The organism is Erwinia sp. PsM31 (assembly GCF_030433775.1).
GTDB lineage: Bacteria > Pseudomonadota > Gammaproteobacteria > Enterobacterales > Enterobacteriaceae > Erwinia > Erwinia aeris.
In genome coordinates this window covers 122,789-140,923 of the sequence record NZ_JARUWZ010000008.1, presented here as the reverse complement: position 1 = coordinate 140,923, position 18,135 = coordinate 122,789, and the positions used below count along the sequence as shown (strand labels likewise).

Genomic DNA, 18,135 nt, shown 5'->3' with positions numbered 1-18,135 from the left:
TCCGTTTAATTACCCTCGTTAAAGCCTGCATCACGCCCGTTTAATCACCCTCGTTCAAGCCTGCATCACGTCCGTTTAATCACCCTTGTTCAAGCCTGCATCACGTCCGTTTAATCACCCTCGTTCAAGCCTGCATCGCGCCCGCTTTAGCTCGAACAGCTGACCTCCAGCTTTTTACCCCAGTCTGGCGGACGCCGCATCAAATCGGCAAACTCCGGCGCGTCATCAAAAGGCCTGATTAGCGCCTGGTGTAGCCTGGCCAGCACGCTGACGTCATCCTGCTCGGCCTGTTCAATCGCCTGCTGGGCCAGATAGTTCCTTAACACCACGGCCGGATTGACCTGCTTCATCTTTTGCTGACGCGTAGCGTCGTCGCTCTCTTCCTGCAGTAACCGCTGACGGTAAATGTTGTACCAGCTGTCAAAGGCTTCACGATCGATAAACTCATCCCGCAGCGGCGAACGCGACTGCTGCTGCTCGGTATCGCACAGCATGCGGAAAGTCAGCGTATAGTCGCTGCCCTCTTTAGTCATCAGCGACAGCAGCCCGGTCAGAATGTTGTTATCGTCTTTATCCTGCGTCAGCAGCCCCAGCTTCGCGCGCATCCTGTCGCCCCAACACTGCATCAGCTCCGGCTCGTATTCCGCCAGCGCCTGCTTCAGCTGGGCGGTATCCAGCAGCCCGGAAAGCGCGTGCGCCAGCCTGTTCAGGTTCCACAGCCCCACCACCGGCTGATTATCGAAGCTGTAGCGCCCCTGATAGTCAGAATGATTGCAGATAAAATCCGGTTTGTAGTCGTCCAGAAAACCGTACGGGCCGTAATCCAGCGTTATCCCTAATACCGACATGTTATCGGTATTCATTACGCCATGCGCAAAACCAACGCTCTGCCACTGGGCGATTAGCCTGGCCGTGCGTCTGACCACATCACGGAACCAGAGCAGATAGCGATCCTGCTCCTCCTGCAAATGCGGCCAGTGATGACGGATTAAATAGTCAGCCAGCTGGCGGACTTTTTCCGGCTGCTGCGCGTAAAAGAAATGCTCGAAGTGGCCGAAACGGGCGTGGCTTTCCGCAACGCGCAGCAGCATGGCGCCGCGCTCGGTGGTTTCCCGCTGCACAGGCTCGTCGCTGGTAACGACCGTCAGCGCGCGGGATGTGGGGATACCAAGGTGATGCATCGCTTCCGAGGCAAGAAATTCGCGCAGTGAAGAGCGCAGCACGGCGCGTCCGTCGCCCATACGTGAATAGGGCGTCAGGCCCGCGCCTTTCAGGTGCCAGTCCATTTTACGGCCGTCGTCCAGCTGCTGTTCGCCCAGCAGGATGCCGCGCCCGTCGCCCAGCTGTCCCGCCCAGACGCCAAACTGATGTCCGCTGTACACCTGCGCCAGCGGCTGCATGCCCGGTAGCAGCTGCGCGCCGCTCCAGATAGCGGTTTTATCGGCGGTGAACCAGCTTTCGTCCAGCCCCAGCTCCTGCGCAAGCGGCGCGCTATGATAAAGCAGACGTGGGTTTTTCAGCGGCGTAGGATTGAGGGCGGTATAAAATCCCGCCAGCTCGTCATGCCAGCTATTGTTAAAATGCATACGCTCCCCTTACTGTTTACCGACGCTCTGATGCGCATTCGGTACCGGCTTTAAGTGTAAACCTCATACGCTGCGGTAAACACAGAGAGAGTAAAGGGATATTACATCGCTTCGCCTGTCAGCTCTTTCGGCGGCACAATCAGCGAGGAAAGCGACTCTCCCGTTACCGGAGAAAACAGCGCGCTTTGAATACCGTCGAACTGATAGCGGCTGACTTTTTCCAGGCCGGTAATATCGTCCACGCCCTGGACAATAACCTGCTGGCAATGGGGCTTAATATGCTCCAGCAGCGTACTGATAAACGGCTGAAAAGAGATCCGGTTAATATTATGCTGAATAAAGCCTTTATCGAGCTTAATACGAGAAAAGAGATTGTCGTATACTGCTTTTGACGGCGCTTTTCCTGCGCCGTAATTCGCCAGGCTTAAATCAAACCTTTCACTGAGCGCCATCAGGCCGGGGTGATCTTTCCCCAACTTTAAGTCGGTGAAACTTTCGCTAATTTCCAGCTCCAGCCACGCCAGCGCGTCCAGTTTGCGGCTCAGAAACTCGCTATCAAGGATGGTTTGTGCCAGCAGTTCGTCTATTTTCAGCGTGACCTTCACTCTTTCCTGACTAAAAAAATCGGCGTGTCGTTCAATGCAGTTGATCTGATTCTGTAATAAAAGAATACGCTGATCTGTATTGAGCTGTGGTAGTAAAAGTTCCTGAGGGATGGCGACGTTAGCGGTACTGTGGGAAAAATGCGTGAGCAATTCGACGGCGATAAGCTGCCCGCCGAAACGGTAGATCGGGTTAAAAGCTGTGTGACTTTTATAATCCGCTTCCAGATGGATATTCATTTTTATTCAGCCATGATGCAGCCGCCGTACGGCGCATTAATACGCCTGTTGTACACCGACCAGGATAAAAACCCATAGCGGGTTAAGCTATCACATATTCAGCAAGAAAAAATGCTTTACTATTAAAGCATAGTTTCGTGCTGAGATATCCCCGTGGCGCATTTCTTTAAACTATCTTTACAAAATCCGACACGGGAAATCACTTTTAACGGGCTGGTTAAAGCCTGATGCAATAAGCTGCTAAACCGACCCGCCGGGTTTATTATAGCCACAAAAGTTAACCGGCGGATAGATAAGCCTTTTCTGAAATTCGTTAGCAGGCTATATTAATTAAATACGCCTCGCCTGCCAGAAAACTTTTTTCCAGTACATGTTATTCAGCGACGATCGGATTACGCCCTGGCTGGTAGAAGCATGGATAAACTGGTCGTCAGTATCATAAATGCCGACGTGCAAACCGTTTTCTCCCTCGCCGGTTTTAAAAAACAGTAAATCACCAGGCAACAGATCCTTTTTACCGATGCGCGTTCCCGTTTTCGTTTGCGCAAGCGTCGTACGCGGCAGCTGCAAATCAAAGCGATCGCGAAAGGTCAGATAAACGAACCCGGAGCAGTCAACGCCTCTGCGTCCCATGCCGCCGTAGCGATAGGGCGTGCCGCGCCACTCGCTGAGCTGTTCGTTCAGCCGGGCGATAACCATAATGGAATCGGAAAGATGGCCGTTCGGCGGCGGCGCATGGCTGCTACAGCCCGCCAGCAGGATAGCCAGTAATAAGACCAGGTAGCGCATAACAGATTCCCTTTATTCTTTGCCGCTGGTTTAAAACAGCGTGGTCAACAGCGATTGTCCTTCTACATCTATTTTTCTGAAAGGCACGTGATACACCGCCGACAGTGTTTCCGGCCGTAACACCTCTTCCGTAGCGCCCTGCCTCACTAAAACCCCCTCTTGCAGCAGCCAGATGCGCCGGGCGTGATGCAATGAATGATTGATGTCGTGTCCGCTCATGATAATCGTCAGGCCTTCTGCGACCCTGGCGGCCACACAGCGATCGAACGCGGCCTGCTGTGCCAGATCCAAACCGGTTAACGGCTCATCCAGCAGCAGCAGCAGCCCTTCCGGCTGCGCGGTCTGACAGAGCACCGCCACCAGACGCACCCGCTGCCATTCCCCGCCGGAGAGGCGGTTAAGCGAGCGAGCCAGTTTATCCGCCAGCTGAAAAGTTTCGCAAAGGGTTATCAGTATCCGATCGCCCTCGTCCACCAGCTGATGCTGCTTAAGGTAATGCCAGACCGGCATACTGCCGGGTGGTCGCTGCTGCTGGGCCAGATAAGCGCGATGGCGGGCCAGCGCATAGCCGTTCCAGGCCGACAGCGGCGTGCCGTTGAAAACGATACGCCCTTCCGCCGGCAACAATCCCGCCAGCGCCGCCAGTAAGGCGCTTTTACCTGCCCCGTTAGGGCCAAGCAAATGGATCAGCTCGCCCTTATCAACGCTGGCGGTAAAGGGCGCGAGGCGCTGCGCGACCGCAACGCCCTCACACTGCAACAGCATCTATTTTGCCAGCGCCGCTTTGATACTTTCCATCACAATAGGATCTTCCGGCGTCATATCCGGCGAGAAGCGCTGTACCACCGTGCCGTCGCGACCAACCAGGAACTTTTCGAAGTTCCATAAAATGTCGCCCGGCTCTTTTGGCGCGCGTCCTTTACTGCTCATACGCGCCAGGAAACCGCTATTTTCCGGCGCTACCGCTTCCGGTCTTGCCGCAATCAGCTGGCGATAGAGCGGATGCCGATGCGGGCCGTTGACCTCGATTTTACTGAACATCGGGAAGGTTACGCCATAGGTGGTGCTGCAAAACGTTTTAATCTCTTCGTTGCTGCCCGGCTCCTGCTCCAGAAACGCGTTGCAGGGGAAGCCAAGCACGGCAAAACCCCGATCCTGCCAGGCTTTGTGAATATTTTCCAACTGCTCATACTGCGGCGTCAGGCCGCACTTAGAGGCGACATTAACGATCAGCAGTACGTTGCCCTGCCACTGCGCCAGCGTCGTCGGTTCGCCATCCAGCGTCACCAGTTCTGTATCGTAAATACTCATTGGTTTTTCCTGTTTCAGTAGAGAAAAAAGCGGGCCGCAGGTCAGGCCCGGTTACGTAACAACAGCCAGATAAAAACCGGCGCGCCCAGCGTGGCCGTCACCACGCCAATCGGCAGCTCCGCCGAGGCAATGGCGATACGGGCCAGGATATCGGCCGCCAGCAGTACGCCGCCGCCCGCCAGCGCGCAGGCCGGCAACAGCATACGATGATCGCTCAGGTTGTTCAGCCGCAAAATATGCGGAATGACCAGGCCGACAAAGCCGATCGCCCCGGCCAGCGCCACGCTGACGCCAATCAGCCAGCCTGTCGCCAGCACCAGCAAATTGCGCCACAGCAGCAGCGGCAGGCCGAGCTGGCGGGCGGAAACCTCGCCCAGCGCCAGCAAATTCAGCACGCGCCACTGGCGGCATAGCCACAGCAGCACCGGCAGCAGCGCCAGCATCAGCCCGCCGTAGCGCCAGTCCACGCCGCTAAAGCCGCCCATCATCCAGTACATTAGCTGGCGCAGATCCAGGCTGGCGCTGAAATAGACCAGCCACGTCATGCCCGCGCTACAGATAATGCCTAAGGCTACGCCCGCCAGCAACAGGCGGCTGGTGGAAAGCGAGCGGCGGGAAAAACGCAGCAGGATAAAGGTAATCAACAGCGCGCCTGCAATGGCGAAAAAGCTTAGCGGCCACAGCCCGGTTACGCCGCTAAAAATCCCCAGCACCAGCCCAAGGCCTGAGCCGTTGGCGACGCCAAGCAGGCCCGGCTCCGCCAGCGGATTTTCAAACAGCGCCTGCATCACCGCGCCGGACACGGCCAGCGCCGCGCCGACCAGCAGCACCGCCAGCGAACGCGGCAGCCGCAGCTGCCAGACAAACAGTCGGTTTTCACCGCTGAACCAGCTTTGCGGAAAAAGCCAGCGGTCGCCGGCGCAGAGGCTAAGCAGAAAAACCAACACGCAGAAAATGCTCAGGATGCAGAGCCAGCGTCGCTGATGCCGACGGGCCAGCGCGATCCGTTGAGAAAGCAGAGTCATAAATCCAGGCCTGGCTAATGGAAACGGGCAGGGTTAGCGGAAATTCAGCGATAAAAAAGGCCGCGTAAGCGGCCTTTTGCAGAGCACTGGTCAGTCTTCTTTCGGCGTAGCGTTCTCAACCCGGCTTTTGAGCTTTTGCCCCGGCCGGAAAGTCACCACGCGACGCGCCGTAATCGGAATATCCTCGCCCGTTTTAGGATTACGTCCCGGACGTTGATTTTTGTCGCGAAGGTCGAAGTTACCAAATCCTGACAGTTTTACCTGCTCGCCGTTTTCTAAAGCGCGACGTACCTCTTCAAAAAACAGCTCTACCAGCTCTTTGGCATCCCGTTTGCTAAGCCCCAGCTTTTCAAACAGGTATTCAGACATCTCAGCTTTTGTAAGCGCCATAGGTTCAATCCCTCAAGGTTGCCTGGAATCGCTCTTTTAACGCCGCAACACATTTGGCGACGGTTGCAGCGATCTCCTCTTCTTCGAGTGTCCGGCCGGTATCTTGCAAAATCAGGCTGATAGCAAGGCTCTTAAAACCTTCATTAACACCCTTACCGCGGTACACATCAAACAAGTTTACGCCAACTACCTGATTTACGCCAACTTTCTTACATTCGGCGATAATATCTGCTGCGGGCACGTTTTCCGCCACCAGAACGGCGATATCACGACGGTTTGCCGGGAAACGTGAAATCTCGCTCGCCTCAGGCAGGACGCGGTCTGACACCTTATCCCACTCCAGTTCGAAGACCACGGTACGGCCGTTAAGATCCAGTTTCCGCTCAAGTTCCGGATGAACCACGCCCAGATAACCGATGCGCTGTTCCTGCAAATAAATGCCGGCGCTCTGTCCCGGGTGCAGGGCCGGATGCGCTTCGGCCCGGAACTGGATGTCGGCCAGTTTACCGGTCAAATCGAGGACGGACTCCAAATCACCTTTTAAATCATAGAAGTCAACTGCCTGACGCGCCAGATCCCAGTGTTCTTCATAACGCGCGCCGCTGATAACGCCCGCCAGCATAACGTCCTGCCGGATCCCCAGGTTTGCCTGTGTATCAGGCACAAAGCGCAGGCCGCTTTCAAACAGGCGTACGCGGCTCTGCTGGCGATTCTGGTTGTAGACCACGGCAGAGAGCAGGCCCGTCCACAGCGAGAGCCGCATTGCCGACATCTCAACTGAAATCGGGCTTGGCAGTACCAGGTTTTCCTCGCCCGGATGCAGCAACGCCTGCACTTTAGGATCGACAAAGCTGTAGGTAATCGCTTCCTGATAGCCTTTATCCACCAGCATCGCTTTTACCCGCTTCAGCGACAGGTTCGCTTCACGGTGCGAGGTCATTACGAGACCCGCCTGCACCGGCACGTCAGGAATATTGTTGTAGCCGTAAACGCGCGCCACTTCTTCGACCAGATCTTCCTCAATCTGCATATCGAAACGCCAGCCCGGCGCCACGGCCTGCCAGACGCCTTCGCCTTCCGTGACGTCACAGCCTAAACGACGCAGAATATCGCTGACCTCGTTGTCGGCAATCACGTGACCAATCAGGCGATCCAGCTTTTCACGGCGCAGCGTGATAGTCGCGCGCGCAGGCAGCGTCGCCTCGTTGGTTTGATCGATAACCGGCCCGGCCTCGCCGCCGCAAATATCGAGCAGCAGACGCGTTGCGCGCTCCAGCGCTTTATATTGCAACTGCGGATCGACGCCGCGCTCGTAGCGATGGGAAGCATCGGTGTGCAGTCCATGACGACGCGCACGGCCGGTGACAGAAAGCGGGCTGAAGAAAGCGCACTCGAACAGAACGTTAGTAGTTTCTTCGTTCACGCCGGAGTGTTCGCCGCCAAAGATACCGCCCATCGCCAGCGCTTTGTGGTGATCGGCAATAACTAACGTATCCGCGCTTAGCTTCACTTCCGCGCCGTCCAGCAGCGTCAGCGCTTCGCCCTCTTCCGCCATGCGCACCACAATCCCGCCGTCCACGCGGTCAAGATCGAAAGCGTGCATCGGCTGGCCCAGCTCAAGCAGCACATAGTTGGTGATATCCACCACCGGATCGATAGAGCGAATGCCGCAGCGACGCAGCTTTTCTTTCATCCACAGCGGCGTAGCGGCCTTGACGTTAATGCCCTTGATCACGCGTCCCAAATAGCGCGGACAGGCGTCAACCGCATCCACGCGGATCGGGAAGGTTTCTGCAATCGTAGCGGCAACCGGCTCAATAGCTGGCTCGTTTAACGGCAGCTTGTTCAGCACGGCAACGTCGCGCGCAATGCCGATAATGCCCAGGCAGTCCGCACGGTTTGGCGTCACGCTGATTTCAATGGTGTTGTCGTCAAGCTTGAGGTAGTCACGAATATCGGTGCCGACGGTCGCGTCCAGCGGCAGTTCGATAATGCCGTTGTGATCGTCGGAAATTCCCAGTTCGGAATAAGAGCAAAGCATCCCTTCCGACGGCTCGCCGCGCAGTTTGGCCGCTTTGATTTTAAAATCGCCCGGCAGCACCGCGCCCACCGTTGCCACAGCCACCTTCAGGCCCTGACGGCAGTTTGGCGCGCCGCAGACGATATCCAGCAGGCGGTCGCCGCCCACGTTAATTTTGGTAACGCGCAGTTTGTCGGCGTTCGGGTGCTGTCCGCACTCTACTACTTCGCCCACCACCACGCCGTGAAAAGCACCGGCTACCGCTTCCACGCCGTCCACTTCCAGACCGGCCATGGTGATCTGTTCGCTGAGCGCTGCGCTGTCGATGGCTGGGTTAACCCACTCACGTAACCAGAGTTCGCTGAATTTCATAGGTTTTACCCGCTCTTATTTAAACTGTTTGAGGAAACGTAAATCATTTTCGAAGAAGGCACGCAGATCGGTCACGCCATAGCGCAACATGGTCAGACGCTCCATACCCATCCCGAAGGCGAAGCCGGAATAGACTTCCGGATCGATGCCAACGTTGCGCAATACGTTCGGATGCACCATGCCGCAGCCCAGCACTTCCAGCCACTTGCCGTTTTTGCCCATTACGTCCACTTCCGCAGAAGGCTCGGTAAACGGGAAGTAGGAAGGACGGAAGCGGATCTGGAGATCTTCTTCAAAGAAGTTGCGCAGGAAATCGTGCAGCGTGCCTTTCAGGTTGGTAAAGCTGATGTTTTTATCCACGATCAGGCCTTCCATCTGGTGGAACATCGGCGTATGGGTCTGATCGTAATCGTTACGGTAGACGCGGCCCGGTGCGATAACGCGGATCGGTGGCTGCTGGTTTTTCATGGTGCGGATCTGCACGCCGGAAGTCTGGGTACGCAGCAGGCGCGTGGCGTCGAACCAGAAGGTGTCGTGATCGGCGCGCGCCGGGTGGTGTCCCGGAATATTCAGCGCGTCAAAGTTATGGTAATCATCTTCGATCTCCGGGCCGGTTTCCACGGCAAAACCCAGCTCGCCAAAGAATGTCTCGATACGATCGATCGTGCGGGTCACAGGATGCAGACCGCCGTTTTCGATGCGGCGTCCCGGCAGCGAAACATCAATGGTCTCCTGCGCCAGGCGAGCGTTCAGCTCTGCCGACTCCAGCTCGTTTTTACGCGCGGTCAGCGCTTCCTGCACCTGCTGTTTGGCCTCGTTGATCACCGCGCCCGCTGCCGGACGATCTTCGGCAGGCAGGTCGCGCAGCGTGGTCATCTGCAGCGTAAGCTGCCCTTTTTTGCCCAGATATTCAACGCGTACCGTATCTAACGCGGCAACATCGTGTGCATTCTTAATGGCCGCTTGCGCGTTCGCCACCAGTTCTGCGAGATGTGACATGCTTTCCTCTTCTTCCAGCCGCCGTGGCCGGTCTGTTTTTTTATGGGGACGACAAGGCGCCCTGGATCTGCCGCGCCAGAAACAAAAAAGCCTCCACGAGGGAGGCTTTCAGCGCGATTTTTCGTTTCTTTTCTTTGCGCACAAGCCCCCGATGTTCAGGTGCTAAAGTAAAAAAAGAAACGGAAATTCGCGGTCATAATGCGTTGCCTGGTCGTCAAAAGAGGCTCTATTGAAAAACGCATGGACAAAAATGTCAATCTTTTGCTGCGGTTACAAAATAAAAGAGGGAGCAAGCTCCCTCTTTCACCTGACTTACGCCAGAGCTGATTTCGCTTTTTCGACCAGGGCAGTAAATGCCACTTTGTCGAATACGGCGATGTCAGCCAGGATCTTACGGTCGATTTCAATCGAAGCCTTTTTCAGGCCATTGATGAAACGGCTGTAAGAAATACCGTTAGTGCGTGCCGCTGCGTTGATACGCGCGATCCACAGCTGACGGAACTGACGCTTACGCTGACGACGGTCACGGTAAGCATACTGACCAGCTTTGATAACAGCCTGGAAAGCAACGCGGTAAACACGTGAACGTGCACCGTAGTAGCCTTTAGCTTGTTTTAAGATTTTTTTGTGACGTGCGCGAGCAACTACACCACGTTTTACACGAGCCATTTAGCTCTCCTGTTTAATATTCTGAATTAAAAAAATAGACTTATGCGTACGGCAGGCAGGCAATAACCAGACCCAGATCGCCTTTAGACACCAGGCCTTTCGGACGCAGGTGACGCTTACGCTTAGTAGATTTTTTGGTCAGAATATGACGCAGGTTTGCGTGCTTACGCTTGAAGCCGCCAGAGGCGGTCTTCTTGAAGCGCTTAGCCGCGCCACGTACAGTTTTAATCTTTGGCATTTAAAAACATCCACTTCGCATTGTTAATAAAATAAAACAGGCAGGCGAACAGCGATCGGCGGCGAACCGCCGAACCGCTGCTACTTTATGGCCTACTGTTTCTTCTTAGGAGCGAGCACCATGATCATCTGACGACCTTCGATCTTCGAAGGGAAGGATTCGACAATCGCCAGATCCATGTCTTCACACAGATCTTTACGGACGCGGTTAAGCATTTCCATACCGATCTGCTGGTGCGCCATCTCACGACCGCGGAAACGCAGCGTGATTTTAGCTTTATCACCCTCTTCCAGAAAGCGAATCAGGTTGCGTAGTTTTACCTGATAGTCGCCATCATCGGTACCAGGACGGAATTTAATTTCCTTAACCTGGATAATCTTTTGCTTTTTCTTCTGTTCTTTAGAAGATTTGCTTTTCTCGTAAAGGAATTTGCCGTAATCCATGATACGGCAAACGGGCGGCTCGGCGTTAGGGCTGATTTCTACTAAATCAACGCCTGCTTCCTCTGCTTTTTCTAAAGCCTCATTCAGACTGACAATACCAATCTGCTCGCCATCGACGCCAGTCAGACGAACCTCGGTGGCGCGGATTTCTTTGTTAATGCGATTAGGACGCGCCGGTTGAACTCGTTTTCCGCCTTTAATACCTTATTCCTCCAGTTGATGAAGATTGCGACTGCGGATTTCATCCTGCAGCTTCGCGATCGCTTCGTTTACGTCCATGCTGCCCAGGTCTTTACCACGGCGGGTGCGAACGGCAACCTTGCCTGCTTCCACCTCTTTATCACCACAGACCAACATATAGGGGACACGACGTAACGTGTGCTCGCGGATTTTAAAGCCAATCTTCTCGTTTCTCAAGTCCGCTTTTACACGAATGCCCGCATTCTGAAGTTTTTGGGTCAATTCTGCAACATATTCGGACTGGCCATCGGTGATATTCATCACCACTACTTGTACAGGAGCCAGCCAGGTCGGGAAGAAACCGGCGTACTCTTCGGTCAAAATACCGATAAAGCGCTCCACAGAACCCAGGATAGCGCGGTGGATCATCACCGGCACCTGACGTTCATTATTTTCACCCACGTAGGAGGCGCTCAGGCGGCCCGGCAGCGAGAAGTCCAGCTGAACGGTGCCACACTGCCATGCGCGATCCAGACAGTCATGCAGGGTGAACTCAATTTTAGGGCCGTAAAATGCGCCCTCGCCCGGCTGATACTCGAACGGAATAGCGTTCTCTTTCAGCGCGGCAGCCAGATCGGCCTCTGCACGATCCCACTGTTCGTCACTACCGATGCGCTTAACCGGGCGGGTTGACAGTTTCACCACGATTTTTTCAAAACCGAAGGTGCTGTACATGTCGTACACCATACGGATGCAGCTATTCACTTCAGCGCGCACCTGCTCTTCCGTACAGAAGATATGGGCGTCGTCCTGAGTGAAGCCGCGTACGCGCATCAGGCCATGCAGCGCGCCAGACGGCTCGTTGCGATGGCAGCTACCAAATTCCGCCATACGTAGCGGCAGGTCGCGGTAAGATTTTAGACCCTGATTGAAAATTTGCACGTGACCAGGGCAATTCATTGGCTTGATGCAGTATTCACGGTTCTCCGAAGAGGTCGTGAACATCGCTTCTTTATAGTTTTCCCAGTGGCCGGTTTTCTCCCACAGCACGCGGTCCATCATCAGCGGACCTTTCACTTCCTGATAGTCATACTCAGTTAGTTTGCTGCGGACAAAAACTTCCAGCTCGCGGAAAATTGTCCAGCCGTCATTGTGCCAGAACACCATGCCCGGCGCTTCTTCCTGCATATGATACAGGTCAAGCTGTTTACCGATTTTACGGTGGTCACGCTTGGCCGCTTCTTCCAGGCGTTGCAGATAGGCAGACAGCTGCTTTTTATCCGCCCAGGCGGTACCGTAGATACGCTGCAGCATTTTGTTGTTGCTGTCGCCGCGCCAGTAAGCGCCGGAAATTTTCTGCAGCTTAAAGTGATGGCAGAAGCGCATGTTAGGCACGTGCGGGCCACGGCACATATCCACGTACTCTTCGTGATGATAGAGGCCCGGACGGTCGTCGTGACTGATATTTTCGTCAAGAATAGTCATTTTATAGGTTTCGCCACGGGCAGCAAAAGCGTCACGCGCCTCCTGCCAGCTTACCTTTTTCTTGACGACGTCATAATTCGTTTCGGCCAGCTGGTGCATACGCTTTTCCAGCAGCTCGATATCTTCCTGGGTCAGGGTATGATCCATATCGACATCGTAGTAAAAACCGTTGTCGATAACCGGGCCGATTGCCATTTTGGTATCTGGCCACAGCTGCTTGATCGCGTGTCCCAACAGGTGCGCGCAGGAGTGGCGAATAATTTCCAGTCCGGCTTCATCTTTAGCGGTAATGATGGCGACGTTCGCGTCTTCCGCGATCGGATCGACCGCATCCACCAGCTCGCCGTTTACGCGGCCTGCGATACAGGCTTTCGCCAGGCCCGGACCGATGTCCTGGGCAATCTCCATCACGCTAACGGCGTGATCGAAGGTACGCTGACTTCCATCAGGAAGTGTAATTACGGGCATGATACATCCTTAGCTGCAGTGGTAACCCATACGCAAGGCTACATACAAAATTCAGGTTTAGTATATATATCAGGCTGGTGTCTCTTAAAATCAACTCACAGTTGTCAATTTGGAACAGCGCCTGATACACAGAGTCAAAAGCCTGCCGTCGGCAAAAACCTTTGAAGGAGTAATATCTTACACGTCATAGCGCCGAAATGCACGGCGGGATGCAGAATCAGGAATCCGCGCCGCAAAATCCGCTGCCGATGGCTTTACGTTAAACGGGATATCTGACCGCAAGCTGTAAGGTGGTTTTCCCCTATAGCCACAGCGCCGCTGAGGAGCGCCATAAGCTTGTGGTGAGAGTATCGTGCCGGGGCGGCTTTAAAAATGGTGAAAAGCAAGCGTGAAGCGCTGGACGGAACAACCAGGCGGGCCACAGAAACGTGGCCCGGCAGGCTTTTTACATGGCGTAAGAAAGCTGAATAGTGGTTTTGGTATCGGTTTTATCCGGTGCGGATGACGGTGGGTTCTGGTTCCAGGTCACGTTATAGGCCATCTTCAGCGAGAAGTGGGCGTTAATCGCCACCTGCAAACCGGTTTCGGAGTTCACCGTGGTGTCATCGCTACCCAGCACGGAAACGCCCTGGACAAATTTAGTGGTGTCGGTCAGCTGCCACTGATAGCTGGCCGCGCCGTAAGCCAGCGCCTGCGTCTCATGACCGCCATCGTGGTAATCGTCATAGCGTACGCCAGGACCGGCTTCCAGACGCAGCGAGTGCACCGGACCGTTCAGGATCTGGCGACCGTAACCGGCAGCCAGAATAGAGCGGCCGTCGTAGCCGTTGAAACGATCGCTTAACCAGCTGGCCTGACCAAACAGGTAATCGGAAGGGTTCAGGTTATAACGTGAACGGCCGCCAACCTGATAGGTTTCAGAAGAACGCTCATCGTTGGAAGAAGTGTTGCTGGCGTTGCCCCACAGGCTGTAGGCCATCTGGTTCTGATACCAGGTCATGTTGGTGCTGGCCGTCAGCGAGGAGCTGGTGGTGTTGCCGGTCTGAGCCAGGTAACCCGCCGCCGCATTGCCTTCAAAGTTCTTTTTGGCCGTAGAGGGATCGTCCATGACGGTAAAGACATTATTGTCCGCCAGTGCCTGGTGACAAAAAACTCCGCCGGAAAGTAAAAGAACTGCCGACAACTTGTTAAGCGCTTTCATTAAATAAGATCCATACCACTGAGAATTGAAAAGAGGTGAGTCTGAAGAGTTTTACCGGGCGTTCAATCTCTTTTATTGAAAGAATAGTAACATTTTGTTAAATGCTTCCGGATGCTTATGAATCAGACTCACCCTACTCTAAATGGGACTATTCTTATCAGCGCGACCCGGCGCAGCCTGCTTTTCCTCGTATGTTCTTCGGCAATCTGGCTTTCGGCAGACATAAATATGTCAAAGCATTGCCTGTTACGTAATAATGTAACTTCACTGATTTACTTCTGAATATAAAATTCTGTCGGGATTTTTCGACCGCCTGAAGCTTTGCCCCCTCGCTAAAACGGCTTCCACAGGCGTTAAGCCCGATAGCTGGCTGATAAAAGGCGATGATGAACTATGCTAAAAAAAGAAGAAGGTAAACAAAGGAGTTCATCATGGTTTCGTCTGATATTGAGCAATATGTCGTCACTTTCCGTTTTAAAGATGAAGGGCTTAGCGATGTCCTTGAGCTGAACAGTGCCCTGACCAACGGCGGATTTACCACCTCGCTGCACGACAAGGAAGGCCACCCGCACGAGCTGGGCACAAACAGTTTCGGTATCGTCAGCGCGCTGAGCGCAGAGCAGATACGCGAACAGGCAATCAACCTGGGTGAAATCGTGCTGGGCGAAAAGCCGGAGGTGGAGGTGGAGCGCTGGCAAGCATTTCAGCAGAAAAGCGAAAACTGACGTTTTGTAAAAATGTGTTGTTCACTACGTAAACACTGGTTTTGTCTATTATTTAAGCGTTAGTATCAGCATGTCCCGCAGCAAGTCACAGCGAAAAAGAGGAAACCGCTATGTGGTCAGCCATTGGTCGTCTGTTGAGTGAGCAGTCAGGTGATGCTGAAATCAGCCAGCGTACAGCGTTGCCAGGAGGCGATGTGCATCCGGCGTGGCGCCTCCGCTACGGCGATCGCGACGTTTTTGTTAAATGTAACGGCCGTGAAATGCTCGATCTTTTTACCTGGGAAGCCGATCAGCTGCAGCTTTTGAAGCGCACCGGCACCATCCGCGTGCCGGATGTCTACGGCGTAGGTTACGATCGGGACGTCAGCTTTTTACTGCTGGAGTATCTTCCCCTTTCGCCGCTCCATGCGCAAAGCGCCCATCAGCTTGGCCAACAGCTGGCGCGCCTTCACCAGTGGAGCGATCAGCCGCAGTTCGGCCTGGATTTCGATAACAATATCAAAACGTCGCCGCAGCCTAACAGCTGGCTCAAGCGCTGGTCGGTCTTTTTTGCCGAGCAGCGTATCGGCTGGCAGCTTCAGCTCGCGGCGGAAAAAGGCGTGCAGTATGGCGATATCGATCTGATTGTGCGCTGCGCCAGGGAGCTGCTCGACTCGCATCACCCTCAGCCTTCGCTGCTGCACGGCGATCTCTGGCCGGCAAACTGCGCGACGGCGGCTGAAGGGCCCTGCGTGTTTGATCCGGCCTGTTACTGGGGCGACAGAGAGTGCGATCTGGCGATGCTTCCCTGGTTTCCGGCGCTGCCGCAGGAGATTATGGAAGGCTATGAGTCGGTATGGCCGCTGCCTCGCGATTACCAGCAGCGCCAGCCGGTTTATCAGCTCTACTATCTACTTAATCGGGCAAACGTCTTCGGCGGCGAATGGCTGAAGGAAGCCCAGCGGGCGGTCGGCGCCCTGCTGGACCAGGCGGAGGCGGGCAAACAATTTGCCCGTCCGGCGTAGGGCCGTCAGCTGATAAAGCCTGCCAGCTTAAGCACAAAATAGCCCGCAACGGCTATCAGGATGGGCAACACGTACAGCGGAAAAAACTGCAGAAAAATGGTGTGGCGCGGCACCACGATTTTTTCTTCCAGCTGCTGGCGGCTGCGCCCTTCTTCACCTTTCGCTTTTTCCAGGATCATCTGATCCTCAATGCCTTCACGCAGATGCCGGGACTGTCGCCACATTCTGGCGCCGGAGGCCTGTAGCGCCAGCCCGACGAAAATCAGTATATAGATTAGCCAGAACAGCCAGTTGCCGCCCTGGTTAAAATCCGGCACCGGTGAATTATGCCAAAAGGCGTTTAAAAAGCCGGTATTGAAGCGGATCATATCGATCATCACGTGAGAAAAATCCTGCATTACCGCATTGATCCCTTCGCGCTTTTCACGACTCACTTCCAAAAAACGCATCAGTGAAACCAGCGTGGAAATCAGCGCCGGAATAAAGATAATCCAGCCGGCGATCCGCTTTAGTATCGCGACTCTTCCAGCCTGTTGATAAGTCATGCTTTCTCCTGTCCTTATGCTGTGAGGGCTGTAAGTTTACCCTCGCCCGGCAAAATGTGCCTGAAAAAAGTGTGCCCGTAAGCGGAAAGGCAAATTAACGCGCGCAATGCTCTGGCTGTTAACTTCATGTTAAGGTGTCAGAAAACTGCTAACGGAGCCGCATTATGTCTTATTCACGTCCAGTGCTAGCCGCAATTTTTGATATGGATGGATTACTAATTGATTCCGAGCCGCTATGGGAACGCGCGGAGCTGGACGTTTTCGCTACGCTGGATGTCGATCTTTCCCGCAGAAGCGAGATGCCGGATACGGTAGGCCTGCGCATCGATCAGGTTGTGCGCATGTGGTATGAAACGCTGCCCTGGATCGGGCCATCGCAGGAGGAAGTCACGCAGCGTATTCTTACCCGCGCGCTGACGTTAATCGAGGAGACGCGGCCGCTGCTGCCCGGCGTGGAGCTGGCGCTGAAACTGTGCCAGGCGGAAGGACTGAAAATTGGGCTGGCTTCCGCCTCGCCGCTTTTTATGCAGGAAAAGGTGCTGGCGATGTTCGGCCTGCGTCACTATTTCGAAGTGCTGGCCTCGGCAGAATCGCTGCCGTACAGCAAACCGCATCCGCAGGTCTATCTGGACGCGGCCACCCGTCTCGGCATCGATCCGCTTAACTGCGTTACGCTGGAAGACTCCGTTAACGGTATGATTGCGACCAAAGCCGCAAGGATGCGCTCAATCGTGGTGCCTGCGGCCGTTTATGCCGACGATGCGCGCTGGGCGCTGGCCGACGTCAAACTGGCCTCGCTCACCGAGCTGGGCAGCAGGCATCTGCTTGGCAAGTAACATCAGTGTCCGCTTTCCGCCCTGCCGTAAACTGGCCGGGCGGTACGGCTTCTTTAAGCAGAATGAAATGCTGACCCTGCTGCTTCCCGTCAGCTGAATGTTAACAGGCAGATACAGCCTTTCGCTATTTTCTACCCGGCAATGAAATCTGTAATCGGTGGAAGACCTTTGCGCGTCCAGCCCCTTAATCAAGAGTATTGATGCCATTACGGCGCTTACCCGCTTATACTAACTGGAACCGCTACGTTTTTTTACCCATGCTCAACGCACAGACGTAAAGGAAATATTAACCTTTCGTTACAGCGTCACATATTTATTCTACTGTATATATCCCCTATACTGGATGCATTGACAGTTCAGTTACCGAGCGTTTTCCATGACGGCCGAAGGCCACGTTATTTTTGCTATCGCCAGCGCGATTTTTGCCAAGCGCGCCGACCTGACGCCCGTTCTTGGTGATGGCGACTGGTGGCACGTTATTCCCGCCACGCTGCTTACCTGCCTGCTGCCGGATATCGATCACCCGCGCTCTACCCTTGGTCAGCGTTTTCGCTGGCTGTCGCAGCCCATTGCGCGCGCCTTTGGGCATCGGGGCTTTACCCACAGCCTGCTGGCCGTAATCGGTGGCGTGGCGCTGCTTCAGCTAAAACTGCCGCAGGAATGGGTGCTGCCTGCCGATGTCTTTCAGGGCATGGTGCTGGGCTACCTCAGCCATATTGTCGCCGATATGCTTACGCCTGCCGGCGTGCCGCTGCTGTGGCCCTGCCGCTGGCGTTTTCGCCTGCCGCTGCTGCACAGCCGCAACGGCAACCAGATGGAGCGAATGCTCTGCCTGACGCTGGTTGCGCTGGCGCTATGGTTCCCGACCGGGTCGCCCTCTTTTGGTGCGGCAAGCTGGCCCCTGCAGATGATCGATCAGGTGCAAAACAGCGTTACGCGTTTTATAAATCACCAGGTAGCGCAATAAGTCACCGATTTCGTTCAATAAATTATAAACTATTCCTTTT

At 54.7% G+C, this 18,135-nt stretch carries 19 protein-coding genes and 1 other annotated feature; of the genes, 4 read left to right on the top strand and 15 right to left on the bottom strand.

The annotated features are described in order from the left end of the window. Positions 1–146 precede the first annotated feature (146 nt). The 14 genes from QCD69_RS09270 to QCD69_RS09205 all read right to left on the bottom strand — a co-directional run bounded on the left by QCD69_RS09270 (position 147) and on the right by QCD69_RS09205 (position 14,018). The gene (locus QCD69_RS09270; protein WP_301251798.1) at positions 147–1,586 is read right to left on the bottom strand and encodes a protein adenylyltransferase SelO; all 1,440 of its coding nucleotides are present in this window, start codon (positions 1,584–1,586) and stop codon (positions 147–149) included. Between the two features lie 101 nt (positions 1,587–1,687). Continuing rightward, positions 1,688–2,428, bottom strand: coding sequence for an EAL domain-containing protein (locus QCD69_RS09265; protein ID WP_253454456.1), 741 nt, complete (start codon positions 2,426–2,428; stop codon positions 1,688–1,690). A gap of 330 nt (positions 2,429–2,758) precedes the next feature. Further along, complete coding sequence (locus QCD69_RS09260) at positions 2,759–3,217, bottom strand: C40 family peptidase (RefSeq protein WP_301251796.1); 459 nt, start codon at positions 3,215–3,217, stop codon at positions 2,759–2,761. A 30-nt stretch (positions 3,218–3,247) separates the two neighbouring features. Next, positions 3,248–3,982 (bottom strand): vitamin B12 ABC transporter ATP-binding protein BtuD, encoded by a 735-nt coding sequence (gene btuD, locus QCD69_RS09255; RefSeq protein WP_301251795.1) that lies wholly within the window; start codon positions 3,980–3,982, stop codon positions 3,248–3,250. Next, complete coding sequence (locus QCD69_RS09250) at positions 3,983–4,528, bottom strand: glutathione peroxidase (RefSeq protein ID WP_253454459.1); 546 nt, start codon at positions 4,526–4,528, stop codon at positions 3,983–3,985. A 41-nt stretch (positions 4,529–4,569) separates the two neighbouring features. Further along, positions 4,570–5,553 (bottom strand): vitamin B12 ABC transporter permease BtuC, encoded by a 984-nt coding sequence (gene btuC, locus QCD69_RS09245; protein ID WP_301251794.1) that lies wholly within the window; start codon positions 5,551–5,553, stop codon positions 4,570–4,572. Between the two features lie 90 nt (positions 5,554–5,643). Continuing rightward, on the bottom strand, positions 5,644–5,943 hold the full coding sequence (gene ihfA, locus QCD69_RS09240) for an integration host factor subunit alpha (RefSeq protein ID WP_004157378.1): 300 nt from the start codon (positions 5,941–5,943) through the stop codon (positions 5,644–5,646). Positions 5,944–5,947: 4 nt separating this feature from the next. Beyond that, entirely contained in the window at positions 5,948–8,335 is a 2,388-nt protein-coding gene (gene pheT, locus QCD69_RS09235) for a phenylalanine--tRNA ligase subunit beta (RefSeq protein WP_253454461.1), read from the bottom strand. Between the two features lie 15 nt (positions 8,336–8,350). Beyond that, entirely contained in the window at positions 8,351–9,334 is a 984-nt protein-coding gene (pheS, locus tag QCD69_RS09230; protein WP_125289759.1) for a phenylalanine--tRNA ligase subunit alpha, read from the bottom strand. 80 nt (positions 9,335–9,414) lie between these two features. Next, positions 9,415–9,540: a sequence feature (Phe leader region), on the bottom strand. 106 nt (positions 9,541–9,646) lie between these two features. Continuing rightward, positions 9,647–10,003, bottom strand: coding sequence for a 50S ribosomal protein L20 (gene rplT / locus QCD69_RS09225; protein ID WP_016169860.1), 357 nt, complete (start codon positions 10,001–10,003; stop codon positions 9,647–9,649). Positions 10,004–10,043: 40 nt separating this feature from the next. Next, on the bottom strand, positions 10,044–10,241 hold the full coding sequence (gene rpmI / locus QCD69_RS09220) for a 50S ribosomal protein L35 (protein WP_010275699.1): 198 nt from the start codon (positions 10,239–10,241) through the stop codon (positions 10,044–10,046). Positions 10,242–10,333: 92 nt separating this feature from the next. Continuing rightward, positions 10,334–10,885, bottom strand: a complete 552-nt coding sequence (gene infC / locus QCD69_RS09215; protein WP_125289758.1) for a translation initiation factor IF-3 — start codon at positions 10,883–10,885, stop codon at positions 10,334–10,336. Between the two features lie 3 nt (positions 10,886–10,888). After that, entirely contained in the window at positions 10,889–12,817 is a 1,929-nt protein-coding gene (gene thrS, locus QCD69_RS09210) for a threonine--tRNA ligase (protein ID WP_301251790.1), read from the bottom strand. 445 nt (positions 12,818–13,262) lie between these two features. Further along, positions 13,263–14,018, bottom strand: coding sequence for a DUF481 domain-containing protein (locus tag QCD69_RS09205; protein WP_253454464.1), 756 nt, complete (start codon positions 14,016–14,018; stop codon positions 13,263–13,265). Positions 14,019–14,449: 431 nt separating this feature from the next. Between QCD69_RS09205 and ghoS the strand changes: the two genes are divergently transcribed. Next, positions 14,450–14,743: a type V toxin-antitoxin system endoribonuclease antitoxin GhoS gene (gene ghoS, locus QCD69_RS09200; protein ID WP_301251789.1), complete on the top strand. Its 294-nt coding sequence runs from the start codon at positions 14,450–14,452 to the stop codon at positions 14,741–14,743. Positions 14,744–14,853: 110 nt separating this feature from the next. Next, positions 14,854–15,747 (top strand): fructosamine kinase family protein, encoded by an 894-nt coding sequence (locus tag QCD69_RS09195; protein ID WP_253454466.1) that lies wholly within the window; start codon positions 14,854–14,856, stop codon positions 15,745–15,747. 5 nt (positions 15,748–15,752) lie between these two features. On the opposite strand, the gene QCD69_RS09190 is transcribed toward QCD69_RS09195, so the two are convergent. Continuing rightward, on the bottom strand, positions 15,753–16,292 hold the full coding sequence (locus tag QCD69_RS09190) for a YniB family protein (RefSeq protein WP_253454467.1): 540 nt from the start codon (positions 16,290–16,292) through the stop codon (positions 15,753–15,755). Between the two features lie 164 nt (positions 16,293–16,456). Here QCD69_RS09190 and hxpB point away from each other — a divergent pair, with 164 nt between their 5' ends. Both hxpB and QCD69_RS09180 read left to right on the top strand, forming a co-directional pair. Next, positions 16,457–17,128 carry a hexitol phosphatase HxpB gene (hxpB, locus tag QCD69_RS09185; RefSeq protein WP_253454468.1) on the top strand — a complete coding sequence of 224 codons (672 nt, stop codon included), beginning with the start codon at positions 16,457–16,459 and terminating at the stop codon, positions 17,126–17,128. A 376-nt stretch (positions 17,129–17,504) separates the two neighbouring features. Then, positions 17,505–18,095, top strand: coding sequence for a metal-dependent hydrolase (locus tag QCD69_RS09180; protein WP_253454469.1), 591 nt, complete (start codon positions 17,505–17,507; stop codon positions 18,093–18,095). Positions 18,096–18,135: the final 40 nt, after the last annotated feature.

What these genes read in the sequence shown, in the direction of transcription:
- thrS (WP_301251790.1), bottom strand. Translation starts at nt 12,817, where the DNA reads ATGCCCGTAATTACACTTCCTGATGGAAGTCAGCGTACCTTCGATCAC.
- QCD69_RS09265 (WP_253454456.1), bottom strand. Translation starts at nt 2,428, where the DNA reads ATGAATATCCATCTGGAAGCGGATTATAAAAGTCACACAGCTTTTAAC.
- QCD69_RS09250 (WP_253454459.1), bottom strand. Translation starts at nt 4,528, where the DNA reads ATGAGTATTTACGATACAGAACTGGTGACGCTGGATGGCGAACCGACG.
- ghoS (WP_301251789.1), top strand. Translation starts at nt 14,450, where the DNA reads ATGGTTTCGTCTGATATTGAGCAATATGTCGTCACTTTCCGTTTTAAA.
- hxpB (WP_253454468.1), top strand. Translation starts at nt 16,457, where the DNA reads ATGTCTTATTCACGTCCAGTGCTAGCCGCAATTTTTGATATGGATGGA.
- QCD69_RS09205 (WP_253454464.1), bottom strand. Translation starts at nt 14,018, where the DNA reads ATGAAAGCGCTTAACAAGTTGTCGGCAGTTCTTTTACTTTCCGGCGGA.
- QCD69_RS09180 (WP_253454469.1), top strand. Translation starts at nt 17,505, where the DNA reads ATGACGGCCGAAGGCCACGTTATTTTTGCTATCGCCAGCGCGATTTTT.
- QCD69_RS09260 (WP_301251796.1), bottom strand. Translation starts at nt 3,217, where the DNA reads ATGCGCTACCTGGTCTTATTACTGGCTATCCTGCTGGCGGGCTGTAGC.
- ihfA (WP_004157378.1), bottom strand. Translation starts at nt 5,943, where the DNA reads ATGGCGCTTACAAAAGCTGAGATGTCTGAATACCTGTTTGAAAAGCTG.
- btuC (WP_301251794.1), bottom strand. Translation starts at nt 5,553, where the DNA reads ATGACTCTGCTTTCTCAACGGATCGCGCTGGCCCGTCGGCATCAGCGA.
- pheS (WP_125289759.1), bottom strand. Translation starts at nt 9,334, where the DNA reads ATGTCACATCTCGCAGAACTGGTGGCGAACGCGCAAGCGGCCATTAAG.
- rplT (WP_016169860.1), bottom strand. Translation starts at nt 10,003, where the DNA reads ATGGCTCGTGTAAAACGTGGTGTAGTTGCTCGCGCACGTCACAAAAAA.
- QCD69_RS09195 (WP_253454466.1), top strand. Translation starts at nt 14,854, where the DNA reads ATGTGGTCAGCCATTGGTCGTCTGTTGAGTGAGCAGTCAGGTGATGCT.
- rpmI (WP_010275699.1), bottom strand. Translation starts at nt 10,241, where the DNA reads ATGCCAAAGATTAAAACTGTACGTGGCGCGGCTAAGCGCTTCAAGAAG.
- btuD (WP_301251795.1), bottom strand. Translation starts at nt 3,982, where the DNA reads ATGCTGTTGCAGTGTGAGGGCGTTGCGGTCGCGCAGCGCCTCGCGCCC.
- pheT (WP_253454461.1), bottom strand. Translation starts at nt 8,335, where the DNA reads ATGAAATTCAGCGAACTCTGGTTACGTGAGTGGGTTAACCCAGCCATC.
- QCD69_RS09270 (WP_301251798.1), bottom strand. Translation starts at nt 1,586, where the DNA reads ATGCATTTTAACAATAGCTGGCATGACGAGCTGGCGGGATTTTATACC.
- QCD69_RS09190 (WP_253454467.1), bottom strand. Translation starts at nt 16,292, where the DNA reads ATGACTTATCAACAGGCTGGAAGAGTCGCGATACTAAAGCGGATCGCC.